11 protein-coding genes are annotated in these 12,439 nt (G+C 71.9%); 8 read left to right on the top strand and 3 right to left on the bottom strand.

Annotation, left to right across the window (positions count from 1 at the left end; translation table 11 throughout):
* The first annotated feature begins 53 nt into the window (after window positions 1–53).
* Entirely contained in the window at window positions 54–1,187 is a 1,134-nt protein-coding gene (locus tag NIE111_RS21600; protein ID WP_238686109.1) for a carboxylate-amine ligase, read from the top strand.
* A gap of 22 nt (window positions 1,188–1,209) precedes the next feature.
* Here NIE111_RS21600 and NIE111_RS21605 read toward each other — a convergent pair whose 3' ends face one another.
* Both NIE111_RS21605 and NIE111_RS21610 read right to left on the bottom strand, forming a co-directional pair.
* Window positions 1,210–2,994, bottom strand: coding sequence for an N-acetylglutaminylglutamine amidotransferase (locus tag NIE111_RS21605; RefSeq protein ID WP_238686110.1), 1,785 nt, complete (start codon window positions 2,992–2,994; stop codon window positions 1,210–1,212).
* Window positions 2,995–3,091: 97 nt separating this feature from the next.
* Window positions 3,092–3,523, bottom strand: coding sequence for a MarR family winged helix-turn-helix transcriptional regulator (locus NIE111_RS21610; RefSeq protein WP_112590140.1), 432 nt, complete (start codon window positions 3,521–3,523; stop codon window positions 3,092–3,094).
* An 82-nt stretch (window positions 3,524–3,605) separates the two neighbouring features.
* Here NIE111_RS21610 and NIE111_RS21615 point away from each other — a divergent pair, with 82 nt between their 5' ends.
* Complete coding sequence (locus NIE111_RS21615; RefSeq protein ID WP_274531480.1) at window positions 3,606–5,399, top strand: ABC transporter ATP-binding protein; 1,794 nt, start codon at window positions 3,606–3,608, stop codon at window positions 5,397–5,399.
* A 44-nt stretch (window positions 5,400–5,443) separates the two neighbouring features.
* On the opposite strand, the gene NIE111_RS21620 is transcribed toward NIE111_RS21615, so the two are convergent.
* Window positions 5,444–6,373 (bottom strand): TetR family transcriptional regulator, encoded by a 930-nt coding sequence (locus tag NIE111_RS21620; RefSeq protein ID WP_238686111.1) that lies wholly within the window; start codon window positions 6,371–6,373, stop codon window positions 5,444–5,446.
* Between the two features lie 110 nt (window positions 6,374–6,483).
* Between NIE111_RS21620 and NIE111_RS21625 the strand changes: the two genes are divergently transcribed.
* The 6 genes from NIE111_RS21625 (at window position 6,484) to NIE111_RS21650 (ending at window position 12,355) form a co-directional block, all read left to right on the top strand.
* Window positions 6,484–7,449, top strand: coding sequence for an ABC transporter ATP-binding protein (locus tag NIE111_RS21625; protein ID WP_238686112.1), 966 nt, complete (start codon window positions 6,484–6,486; stop codon window positions 7,447–7,449).
* Window positions 7,446–9,071 (top strand): ABC transporter permease, encoded by a 1,626-nt coding sequence (locus NIE111_RS21630; RefSeq protein ID WP_238686113.1) that lies wholly within the window; start codon window positions 7,446–7,448, stop codon window positions 9,069–9,071. Before NIE111_RS21625 ends, NIE111_RS21630 begins: the two co-directional genes overlap by 4 nt.
* Before the next feature lie 199 nt (window positions 9,072–9,270).
* Window positions 9,271–10,230, top strand: coding sequence for a DUF559 domain-containing protein (locus tag NIE111_RS21635; protein WP_238686114.1), 960 nt, complete (start codon window positions 9,271–9,273; stop codon window positions 10,228–10,230).
* Between the two features lie 32 nt (window positions 10,231–10,262).
* Window positions 10,263–10,835, top strand: coding sequence for a hypothetical protein (locus NIE111_RS21640; protein WP_238686115.1), 573 nt, complete (start codon window positions 10,263–10,265; stop codon window positions 10,833–10,835).
* 248 nt (window positions 10,836–11,083) lie between these two features.
* Complete coding sequence (locus tag NIE111_RS32315) at window positions 11,084–11,710, top strand: restriction endonuclease (RefSeq protein WP_238686116.1); 627 nt, start codon at window positions 11,084–11,086, stop codon at window positions 11,708–11,710.
* Window positions 11,711–11,785: 75 nt separating this feature from the next.
* Window positions 11,786–12,355: a carboxymuconolactone decarboxylase family protein gene (locus NIE111_RS21650; protein WP_238686117.1), complete on the top strand. Its 570-nt coding sequence runs from the start codon at window positions 11,786–11,788 to the stop codon at window positions 12,353–12,355.
* Window positions 12,356–12,439: the final 84 nt, after the last annotated feature.

Here is a 12,439-nt window from a genome sequence, read left to right on the forward strand (position 1 = left end):
AGGGGCGGCCGGGAACCCGAGGCACCGCCGTAGCAGGGGGATGGGGAGGGGCCATGGCGTACCGACCGACAGTCGTCGACACCGCGCCCGACCTGTCCACCCTCACGCTGGGCGTGGAGGAGGAGTACCTGCTGCTCGACCCGGACAGCGGCCGGAACCTCCCTGTCGCCGACCAGGTGCTAGCCGCGCTGCGCGGCCCCGCCCGGGACCAGAGCCGTCAGGAGTTCCGGCACAGCATGGTGGAGATGGTCACCCCGGTCTGCGCCGACCTCACCGAACTGCGCGCGCACCTGGTGGCACTGCGCCGCTCCGCCGCCGAGGCCGCCACGGCGGCCGGCGCCCGACTGGTGGCGGTCGGCGCCACACCGGTGGCCGAACCGCACCGGACGGTCCCCGACGAACCGCGCTACCACGCGATGTCGCGCCGGTACGGCCCGGTGGCGCACGACCCGGCGGTGTGCGGCTGCCACGTGCACGTCGGGCTGCCCGACCGGGAACTGGCCGTGCAGGTCTGCAACCACCTGCGGGTGTGGCTGCCGGTGGTGCAGGCGATCACCACCAACTCGCCGCTGCACGACGGGTACGACACCGGGCACGCCAGTTGGCGCTCGATGCAGTTGGAACGCTGGCCCAGTATCGGTCCGACGCCGTACTTCGACTCCGTCGCCGACTACGACCGCACTGTCGACGAGCTGATCGCCGCCGGCATCATGCTCGACGCGGCGATGGTCTACTGGTACGCCCGACCGTCGTCGACCTACCCGACGGTGGAGGTGCGGGTCGGTGACGTCTGCACCGAGGTGGACGACGCGGTGCTGGTCGCCGCGCTGGTCCGCTCCCTCGTGGCCACCCTCGCCGACGACGTACGCGCCGGGGTGAGCGCCCCGAACGTCAGGGACTGCCTGGTCGCCGCGGCGCACTGGCGAGCCGCCCACGACGGTCTCGACGGCGAGCTGATCGACCTGCGTGCCGGCGGGACCCGCCCCGCCTGGGCACTCGTCGACGACCTGATGGCGGTGATCGCCCCGGCCCTGCTGCGCCACGGCGACCTCGGACAGGTGTTGGCGCAGCTCGCCCGACTGCGTCGCGACGGCACCGGCGCCACCCGGCAGCGGCGAGTGCTGGAGCGCGCCGGAGATCTGCACGCGGTCCTCGACGACCTGGTCGCCCGCACCGCCGCCGGCTGACCCCCGGCACTGCCCACCGGGGTCAGCGGATGTCGTGGGTCTGTAGCCACAGCTCCAGCAGGCCGAGTTGCCACAGCTTGTTGCTGCCAGCCGCGGCCTCCGCCCGGTCCGGCTCGGCCAGCAGATGTGCCACGTACTCCGGGCGGAACAGCCCGCGCTCGCGCGCGGCCGGCGCCTGCAACGCCTCGGCCACCAGCTCGCGCACCGGGCCGTCCACATTGCGCAGCGCCGGCACCGGGAAGTAGCCCTTGGGCCGGTCGATCACCTCGGCGGGCAGCACCTCACGGGCGACCTCCTTGAGCACGCCCTTGCCGCCCTGGCTGACCTTGTGCTCCGGCGGGCAGTGCGCGGCCAGGGTGACCAGGTCCTGATCGAGGAAGGGCGTACGCACCTCCAGACCCCACGCCATGCTCATGCTGTCCACCCGCTTGACCGGGTCGTCGGGAAGCATCAGGTGGGTGTCCAGGCGCAGCACGGCGTCCAGCGCGGTCTGCGCCCCGGGCGCGGCGAGGTGCCCGGTGAGCAGGTCCCGGCTGGCGTCGTGCTCCAGCGCGTACGCCGGGCCGACTATGCGGCGCAGCTCGTCGTGACCGCGGTCGAAGAACGCGGCGGCGAACGTCTCGGCGGCGCCGTGCCGGGGCGCCTCGACCAGTGGCTGGTGGTAGCCGTAGCCGGCGAACACCTCGTCGGCGCCCTGACCCGACTGGGCCACCTTCACGTGTTGCGCCACCTGCTCGGACAGCAGGTGGAAGGCGACCACGTCGTGGCTGCCCATCGGCTCGGTCATCGCCAGCACGGCCCGTCGGACGGCGGGCACCAGGTCGTCGTCGGCCAGTCGGATCCGATGGTGGTCGGTGTCGTACGCGCGGGCCACCAGGTCGGAGTAGTGGAACTCGTCGCCGGACTCGCCGTCGCGGCTGTCGAAGCCGATGCTGAACGTCCGCAGGTGTTGCTGGCCGGCCTCGGCGAGCAGCGCCACGATGAGGCTGGAGTCCAGTCCGCCGGAGAGCAGAACCCCCACCGGCACGTCGGCGACCAACCGTCGGCGTACCGCCGCGCGCAGCGCGTCGCCGATCGCGGCCCGCCAGTCGGCGGCGTCCATCCCCGCGTCGGCGGGCTCCCGCACGTAGTCGGGTCGCCAGTAGACCTCCTCGCGGCTGCTCCCGTCTGCCTCGATGACCCGCAGGGTGGCCGGTGGCAACTTGCGCACGCCACGCAGTACCGTCCGCGGCGCGGGCACGATAGAGTGCCAGGACAGGTAGTGGTGCAGCGCCACCGGATCGATGCCGGTGTCGACGTCACCGGCCCGCAACAGCGCGGGCAGGGTCGAGGCGAACCGCAGCCGCCCAGGTGTCTCGGCGAGGTAGACCGGTTTGATGCCGAGCCGGTCGCGGGCCAGGATCAACCGCCGCCGGACCCGGTCGACCAGCCCGATCGCGAACATGCCGACCAGGTGGTCGACGAAACGTTCACCCCAGTGGGCGTACGCCACCAGGATCACCTCGGTGTCGCTGGTGGAGTGGAAGGCGTACCGGGCGCGGCGCAACTCCTCGCGCAGTTCCGGGTAGTTGTAGATGCAGCCGTTGAAGACCAACGCCAGGCCCAGGTCGTCGCGGACCATCGGCTGCCCGCCCGCGTCGGACAGGTCGATGATGGTCAGCCTGCGGTGCCCCAGGGTCACCCAACCGTCGGCGAACAGACCCTCGTCGTCCGGGCCGCGTGAGCGCATCGCCTCGGTCATCCGGGTGACCGCCGCCGCGTCGGGCGAGCGGCCGTCGAACCGCGCCTCCCCGCTGATCCCGCACATCAGCCGGGCCTCCCGTCACCTCGCCCCGACCGGTGTCGGCCGGTCCCGCCGACCGGACGGGGCCGCTGGCTACCCGTGGGCGGGGGGAGCAAACCCGTCAGCCGCGCAGGGTGCGCAGGATGCGGGCCAGCTCGGCGCGGTCGGTGTCGTTGAGGTGGCCGAAGAAGCGGTCGGCCTCGGCCCGGCGCGCGGCCCGGATGGCGGTGCTGACCCGGTCGCCCTCCTCGGTGAGCGCGACCAGCGTCGCCCGACGGTCGGCCGGGTCGGGTCGGCGTTCGACCAGCCCTCGGGTCTGGAGGTCGTCGACGACCTCCGTCGCCGAGCGGGGCGCGATGCGCAGGTGCTCGGCGAGGGTGCCGGGGCGTACCTCTCCGTGCCGGGCCAGCACGCCGAGGGCCCGGGACTGGCTGGGGGTGACGTCCCAGGGCGCCAGTGAGTCGCGGCTCTGCCGGCGCAGACGGGACGCCACGGCCCAGAACGTCTCCGCCAGGCTCTCGTCGTCGGCGCTCTCGACGGTGTGCTCGGTCACCGGAATACGGTAGCAGGATATGTGGTTGCTCCCTCATGATGAGGTAACCTCAGCAATATTGTCGACGAAAGGTAGTGCCCCCTTGGAACCCACCCCGAAGGGCCGCGACCGCGGCCACCGCACCGTCAGCGCCGAAGAGAAGACGCAGGCCCGTCAGGTGTCGCTGCGCCGCATCGGTCGCCTGTTCACCCCCCACCGGCCCGCCCTGGCCGCCGTCACCGCGATCATCGTGCTCTCCTCGATCATCGCGATGGCCACCCCGTTCCTGCTGCGTGCCGTGATCGACCGGGCCCTGCCGCAGGCCGACGTGACGCTGCTGGTCTGGCTGGTCATCGGCATGGTCGCCGTCGCGGCGGTGACCTCCGCCCTCGGCGTCGTGCAGACCTGGATCTCCACCCAGGTTGGCCAGCGGGTCATGCACCGGCTGCGCACCGACGTCTTCAGCCACCTCCAGCGCCAGTCGCTCGGCTTCTTCACCCGCACCCGCACCGGCGAGGTGCAGTCCCGGATCACCAACGACATCGGCGGCATGCAGTCGGTGGTCACCTCCACCGCCACCGCCGTCGCCGCCAACCTCACCACAGTGGTCGCCACCACTGTCGCCATGGTCGCGCTCTCCTGGCAGCTCTCCCTGGTCTCGCTCGTGGTGCTGCCGCCGGCCATCTGGCTGACCCGTCGGGTCGCCCGGATGCGCCGCGAGATCACCGCCCAACGGCAACGCGAACTCGCCGACCTCAACGTCACGGTGGAGGAAGGGCTCTCGATCAGTGGCATACAGCTGGCCAAGACCCTCGGCACCGGCCCCGCGCTGATCGACCGGTTCAGCGCCTCCTCGGCCCGCCTGGTCGACCTGGAGCTACGTAGTGAGCTGGCCGGCCGCTGGCGGATGGCCTCGATGAGCATCGTCTTCGCCGCCGTACCGGCGGTCATCTACCTCGCCGCCGGGCTGCCCGGCACCGCCGGCACGCTGAGCATCGGCACCCTTGTCGCCTTCACGGCCCTGCAGGGCGGCCTGTTCCGACCGCTGATGGGCCTGCTCAACGTGGGTGTCTCGCTCACCGCCTCGCTGGCGCTCTTCGCGCGGATCTTCGAATACCTGGACCTGCCGGTCGACGTGGCCGACCCCACCGAACCGGTCCGTCTCGACCTCGCCCAGGTACGCGGCCACCTGCGCCTGGAGGACGTCACCTTCGGCTATCCGGGCAGCGACACCGCCGCCCTCGCCGGGATCACCCTCGACGTGCCCGCCGGCACCAGCCTCGCCCTGGTCGGCGAGACCGGCTCCGGCAAGAGCACCCTCGCCGGGCTGGTCAGCCGGCTGCACGACCCGACCGCCGGCCGGATCACCATCGACGGCGTCGACCTGCGCGACCTGCGCCTGGCCGACCTGGCCGCGATCGTCGGCGTGGTCAGCCAGGAGACGTACCTGCTGCACACCACCGTCCGGGAGAATCTGCGCTACGCCCGGCCGGGGGCCACCGACACCGAGATCGAGGACGCTGCTCGTGCCGCCCAGATCCACGACCTGATCGCCGGGCTGCCCGACGGGTACGACACCATGGTCGGCTCACGCGGGCACCGGTTCTCCGGCGGTGAGAAGCAGCGCCTCGCCATCGCCCGGACACTGCTGCGTGACCCGCGCATCCTGGTCCTCGACGAGGCCACCAGCGCACTGGACACCGAGACCGAACGCGCCGTACAGCGGGCCTTCGACGTGCTCGCCCAGGGGCGCACCACGATCACCATCGCCCACCGGCTCTCCACGGTCCGCGACGCCGACCAGATCGCGGTGCTCGACCACGGTCGGATCGTCGAGGCCGGCACCCACGCCAGCCTGCTGGACCGCAACGGCCGCTACGCCACGCTGGCGGCCTGAACACCGGATCACAACCGTCTCGAAACAGTCTCGGAACTGTCTCGTTACGGCGCGGTCAGGTGGCGGTAGACGGTGGCCCGCGAGACACCCAGCGCCGCGGCGATGGCGTCCACGGAGTGGGTGCCCGCCGCGTGCATGCGCCGAGCCGCCTCGATCTGCTCCCGACCCAGCGCGGGCGGCCGTCCCGGCCGCCGACGTCGGCTCGCCGCCCCGCTGGCCGTGCCCGCTGGTATCGCCGGGGTCGCGCTCCCCGGGGTCGCGTCTGAGTTCCGCCCGGCGGCGCCTGCGTGTGGCCTGGCTGCGGCGTCCATGTGTGACCCGGCGGCGTCCGTGCGTGTCCTCGCTGCGGCGTCTGCGTGTGACCCGGCCGAGGAGTCCGTGCGCGGCTCGGCCGCGGTGTCCGCGGGTGGGCCGGCCGCGTTGTCCGCGGGCAGCGGGGCCAGTAGTCGGCGTGCGCCGTCGAGCATGTCGGCGCGCAACACCTCGTCGGACACGTCGGTGAAGAAGACGACCGGATCGCTGCACGCGCCCACCGCCTGGACCGCGAGGACCCGCTCGCGGCGCCCAGCGTTCGGTCCGGCGATAAGGTCATTGGCCCGCATCGCGACCTCCATCAGGCGGTGGTACGTGTCGCCCCGACCGATCAGCGCGATGTCGTGGAAGAGCATGCCGAGCGGCCGGCGGTGGGCGAGCATGATGTCCAGCCAGCCCTCCAGCACTGTCCACCGGGCCCGCTCGGTGGGCTCTGTCCGTGCCGAGTCGAGCAGCGCCTCCAGGTCCGCCACCAAGGGCTCGACCAGGGCGGCGAGCAGATGCTCCTTGGCGGGGAAGTGGTACAGGATCGCGGTCTTGGAGAGCCGCAGCCGCTCGCCGATCTGGCGCAGCGAGGTGCGCTGGTAGCCGTGTTCGGCGAACAGGTCGAGCGCGGCGCGCAGGATCCGGGTGCGGGTGTCGTCCGCGGGATCGGCGGTCATGCCGGCAAGCCTAGCGACGTCCTGACCGGTGGGCACGATCACCATTGATTCGACTGACCGTTGGTCAGTACAGTGGGTGATGGTCGACGTAGCCAACGGCAGGAGGGGCCATGCCCGTCATCGCGATCGGCAACCTGGTCAAGACGTTCGGCGCCATCCGGGCACTCGACGGGTTGGACCTGCGCGTGGAGCAGGGGGAGGTGCACGGCTTCCTCGGGCCCAACGGCTCCGGAAAGTCCACCACCATCCGGATCCTGCTCGGGCTGCTCCGCCGCGACTCGGGCGACGCCCAGGTGCTCGGCGCCGACCCGTGGCGCGACGCGGTCCGCCTGCACCGCCGGCTGGCGTACGTGCCGGGCGACGTCAACCTCTGGCCCAACCTCACCGGCGGGGAAGCCATCGATCTGCTCGGTCAACTGCGCGGCGGCCTCGACCGGCGTCGCCGCGACGAGCTGCTGCACCGCTTCGACCTGGACCCGACCCGCCGTTGCCGCACCTACTCCAAGGGCAACCGGCAGAAGGTCGCCATCGTCGCCGCCTTCTCCTCCCCGGTGGAGCTGTACGTGCTCGACGAGCCGACCTCCGGCCTCGACCCCCTCATGGAAGCGGTGTTCCAGGACGAGGTCCGGCGGGTCAAGCAGGCCGGCGCCACAGTGCTGCTCTCCAGTCACGTGCTCGCCGAGGTCGAGGCGCTCTGCGACCGGGTCAGCATCATCCGCGAGGGCCGCACCGTCGAATCCGGAACCCTCACCGAGCTGCGCCACCTCACCCGCACGGCGGTGACCGTCGAGACCGCCCGCCCGGTCACCGGCCTGGACGCGCTGCCCGGCGTGCACGACGTGCACGAGGTCGACGGCCGCACCCACCTGGAGGTCGAGCCCGCCCACCTCGACGAGCTGCTCGGCCAGCTCATCCGCTTCGGCGTCCGCGCGCTGACCAGCACACCACCCACCCTGGAGCAGCTCTTCCTCCGCCACTACGGCGACGACCCCGCCGCTGCTGCATCTGGTACTCCCGCCACCGGCTTCTCGGACGCCGACTTGCAGGCTGACGCCTCGCAGGGCGGTGCCCGGTGATCGCCCTCACCGGCACGACCCGACTGGCCCGGCTCGTACTGCGCCGCGACCGGATCCGCCTCGCCATCTGGATCCTCGGCACGCCCCTGCTCGGTTACGCCCTCGCCGGCAGCGTCGCCGGCATCTACCCGGACCAGGAGGCCCGGCTGGGTTACGCCACCACCTCGGCGTCCAGTCTGGTCGCCCGCGCCTTCAACGGCCCCATCCACGGCACCGACCTCGGTGCCGTGGTCGTCGCCGAGACGTACGTGACGCTGGCCCTGATCGTCGCGCTGCTGAGCACCTTCGCGGTGACCCGGCACACCCGCCAGAACGAGGAGACCGGCCGGGCCGAACTGCTCGGCGCCAACGTGGTCGGCCGGTACGCGCCGCTCACCGCCGCGCTGCTCGTCATCGTCGCGGCGAACACGGTGGCCGCCGTGCTGCTCGCGGTCGCGCTGGTCGGCGCCGGTCTGCCGCTCGCCGGCTCCGTCGCGGCGGCGGCCGCGATCGGCGGCGTCGGGGTCGCCTTCACCGCGATCGCCGCGGTCACCGCCCAGCTCTCCGTCACCTCGCGCGGCGCCAACGCGCTCGCCGCCGCCACCGTCGGGCTCGCCTTCGTCCTGCGCGCCGCCGGAGACGTCCTCGGCGAACAGAGCGCCGACGGCACCCGCGTGCGCAGCGCCTGGCCGTCGTGGATCTCCCCACTCGGCTGGGGCAACCAGGTACGAGCCTTCGACGGTGAACGCTGGTGGGTGCTCGCCCTGCCCGTCGCGCTGCTGCTCGCCGGAGTGGCGCTGGCGTACGCCCTCGCCGAGCGACGCGACCAGGGCGCCGGGCTGATCGCCCCCCGACGCGGCCCGGCCACCGGAGCGCCACGGCTGCTCAGCCCCACCGGGTTGGCCTGGCGGACGCAGCGGGGCACGCTGCTCGGCTGGGCTGTCGGGGTGGCAGTGCTCGGCCTCTCCATGGGCGTCGCCGGCGACGAGTTCAACGACATGATCGGCGCGAATCCCGCCGCCGCCGAAGCGATCAACGCGATGGGTGGCGGAGCCGACCTGATCAACGCGTACCTGGCGGCGATGCTCGGCCTCTTCGCCCTGACCATCGGCGCGTACGTCGTGCAGGCCCTGCTGCGCGTACGCGGCGACGAAGCCGACGGGGTGCTGGAGGCCGCCCTCGCCACGGCGGTCAGCCGCACCCGCTGGCTCGGCACCCAGGTGCTCGCCGCGACACTCGGGGCGCTCGCCCTGCTGCTGCTCGCCGGCGTGACCACCGGCCTCGGCTACGGCATCGTCACCGGAGACCCGCTCGGCCAGGCCGTCGAGCTGGGCGGCGCCGCGCTGCTGCGCCTACCCGCCCTGCTCGTGATCGCCGGCGTGGTGACCGCGATCTTCGGGCTGCTGCCCCGCTGGTCGGTAGTGCTGTCCTGGACGGCGCTGCTGGTCTTCCTGCTCCTCGGGCAGCTCGGCGCCGTGCTGGAGCTGCCGCAGGCCGCGCTCAACGTCTCGCCGTACACCCATGTGCCGGCCGTGCCCGCTGTCGACCCGGCGGTGCTTCCCCTGGTGGTGCTGGCGGCGGTGGCCGCGGCCCTGCTCGCGGTCGGCGTGGCCGCCTTCCGCCACCGCGACGTCCCGTCCTGAGCCACGGCTCGGGCGTCCCGATGATCGCTGGCAGCTGAGCGACTCGACACGCCGACGCCAGCCCTGCTGAGCTGCCACCGATCACCTGAACTAGCACAGGTGGGTTCCGGCCGGGCGTTCTACACAGGTCGGCGGCTGTCCACAGAGGGCCGGCTGGTGCGGTTGCGGAGGGCTGGGGTAAAGCTTCACGGTTCCGTGCGTGAACTCGGTGCTTCGGGAACTCGTGGAGCTTGGCGGTGGGCTGGTGACGCTCGGGGCGGCCGGGCAGGTGGTGCCGTCGTGGACGCTTCAGCAGGCTTGCCGTAACGGCGAATTGGTACGGGTGCTGCCCGAGGTGTTCGTGGCGGCGCACCTCGTCGGTGGGCGACCCGGCGCTCCGGCTCTGAGTCGGCTCGACCCTGCCCTGAGCCGGCGGGCGGCTCTTGCCTGGGCCGGCGGCTGCGGCGCGCTCAGTCATGTCAGCGCGCTCGCCGTATGGGGACTGCGCCCCGAGGTGGTTGGCGACCTCGTGCACTTGAGCGTGCCGGCGAGCGCGAGCGTGCGCACCCGGCCAGGGGTGATCGTGCATCGACGCCACGGCCTGACCATCGAGCCGCCGCAGGTGATAGTTCGGCGGGGCCTGACGGTCACCCGCCTCGAACAGGCACTCGTCGACTCGTGGCCGACGATGCCGCCCGCCGACCGACGGGCGTCGGTGATCCGAGCGGTCACCGACTGGCTGACCACACCCGAACGGCTGTCGGCAGCCCTGGAGCGGGCGCCGAAGCTGATCGACCGGGCGGCGCTCCGGCATCTGCTGACGCAACTTGCCGACGGCTGCCGCAGCCCGCTCGAGATCTGGGGACACGAGCACGTCTTCACCGGTCCCGGAATGCCGGCGCTCCGCCGGCAGGTGCCGGTGCGTGTCGGGCGCCGCTTGGTGTACCTCGACATGTTCGCCGAGCGGGAACGGGTCAACATCGAACTCGACGGGGCCACCACCCACGGCAGCCCAGACCAGCGGGAGATCGACCTGCGCCGTGATGCCCTGCTGGCGGCCGTCGGGATCCTGGTCATTCGCTTCGCCCACCGCCGCCTCGTGCACGACGTCGACGAAGTACGCCGGGAAACCCTTGCCATCTTGGCGACCCGCCGAACTGACGCGGTGGGCAGAGGGTGAGGGGGTTGCCTGGGGCTGGCAGCCTCGAGCGCGTGAGTGACCTTCTGACGCAGCTTCCGGCGCTCCTCGGCGTCCTGGTTGGCACCCTGGGCACGATCCTCGCCACCTCCCTCGCCGACCGCGCCCGGTGGCGGCGAAGCCAGAGCGTCCGCTGGGACGAGCGACGGCTCGACGCGTACGTCGACTACGCGCACGCCCTCAAGGAGAGTCACGCGGTGGCGCTGCGACTGACGGCCGACCACCGGCCGGGATCGCGGAGCCACCCCATCGACCGCGAGGAGGGGCTAGTCCGGCTGGCTGAGGCGGACGCGCGGCGCACCATCGTCTGGGAGAACCTGCTGCTGCTCGGCGACGAGCCGACTGTCGCCGCCGCCGCCAGGTGGCGGGACGCGATCTGGCAGGTCGAACGGCTCGCCCGGGGAATCGTCGAGCCGCCATCGGACGTGGCGGAAATGCTGACCCGCGTGGACGAGGCCCGCGACGGCTACTACCGGGCGGCCCGGCACAGTCTCGGGGTGCACGGGGGGTCGGTGGAGCAGTCCGCGACGCTGCGGCGGGCGTTGGTCGACCGGTCCACCGCGAAGCCGGAGGTGCCCGCCAACTGAGCGCGGCGGTGCCGGGGGCTCGCTGCGGGCGCTCCCGCATGGGACGCCGACCGCGACGGGTACCGGACACCATCGACGGCCGTGCAGGGGGTTTGTCGCACGCTACCGCGACACTGAGGCTTTCCCGACCGGGGAGGTGCCTCGTGCCGTATGTCAGGTCCCACACCAGGAAGGGTGGCGCACGGGTTCGGGCGCATTACCGAAGACGGCGCACGGGCAGCATTCGGCGCAGATCGACGGTCCGCCGCGTGGCCGGTGGCGGCAGATCTGCCAACGGCTGGGCTCTGGCGCTGTGTGCCGTCGTCGCTTTCGTGCTCCTCCGCATGGTCATCGATTTCGTGCAGCGGCATCCATACTGGTCCGCTCTCCTGGTGAGCCTCGTCGTCATGGCGGCGGCCACGGTGGGTCTCGTCGTGTCGACGCAGCGTGCCCGCGAACGGGCCGACCAGGCCCAGCGGGACAGGCTGATCGCGGTGACGGACACGATGAGCGGACCCGAGTTCGAGCAGTGGTTCGCCCGGATCCTGGTCGCGTCCGGGTTTCGGGACGTGAGGGTGTGCGGTGGTTCCGGCGACCGGGGAGCGGACGTCCTGGCGATCGCCCCCGACGGCCGACGCGTCGTGGTGCAGTGCAAGCGGCAGAGCCCTAACAACCGGGTCGGCAGTGCCGCGATCCAGCGGTTCGCCGGCACCTGTCGGGACATCCACGGTGGCGAGATCTGCATGCTCGTGACTAACAGTTTCTTCACCGCGGGCGACGGTATTCAGATAGCCCGACAGCTCAACATCACGCTCGTCGACCGGGATGCGCTGGAAATGTGGGCCTGGACGGGGAGACCAGCGCTCGGGTCCATCGCGGGAGGCGGATCGCATTGACGCCCACGCCGATTTCCCGACAGCGTCCGCAGTCCCAACGGCGTACTGTCCCGGGTCAAGCATGGGAGGAGTCGGATGAGTTTCCTGCAGCAGGCAGACCAGTCGCTGGACACCGAGCGGTTGTTCGAGGCCGACACGAAGGCGATGGGCTACCTTCCCAACTACACCAGGTTGTTCGCCCAGAGTCCGGCGGTGTACAGGGCTTGGCAGCAGCTCAACGGTGCGGTGAAGGCCGGGATGGAGCTGCGCCGATATGAGTTGGCGACCCTCGCCGCAGCCAGGGCCCTGAAATCCTCCTACTGCGGCCTGGCACATGGAAAGGTCCTACGCGACAAGTTCTTCGACGCGCCAACCGTCGCCGCCATCGCGTCAGACCATGGCAGCGCCGGTCTCTCCGCGCAGGAGGTCGCAGTCGTCGCCTTCGCCGGAAAGGTCGCGGCCGATGCGAACTCCGTCACCGAGGCCGACGTCGTGAGGTTGCGCGGCCTCGGTCTCGATGACGCGGACATCTTCCACGTGATCCTCGCCGTTGGCGCCAGATGCTTTTTCAGCACCGTCCTCAGCGCTGCCGGGGCAGAGCCCGATCCGCAGTACAACGAGAGCCTGGACGTGGATCTGCGGCGGGCGCTGAGCTTCGGCGGCTAGACCCAGAGAGAACGCACCAACCGGGCCGTCCCCCAGCACCAGAGGGCGAGCGCCGACTTGTCGAGGAGGTAGCGCTCGCCGCTC

It is taken from the genome of Micromonospora hortensis, assembly GCF_022230935.1.
GTDB lineage: Bacteria > Actinomycetota > Actinomycetes > Mycobacteriales > Micromonosporaceae > Micromonospora > Micromonospora hortensis.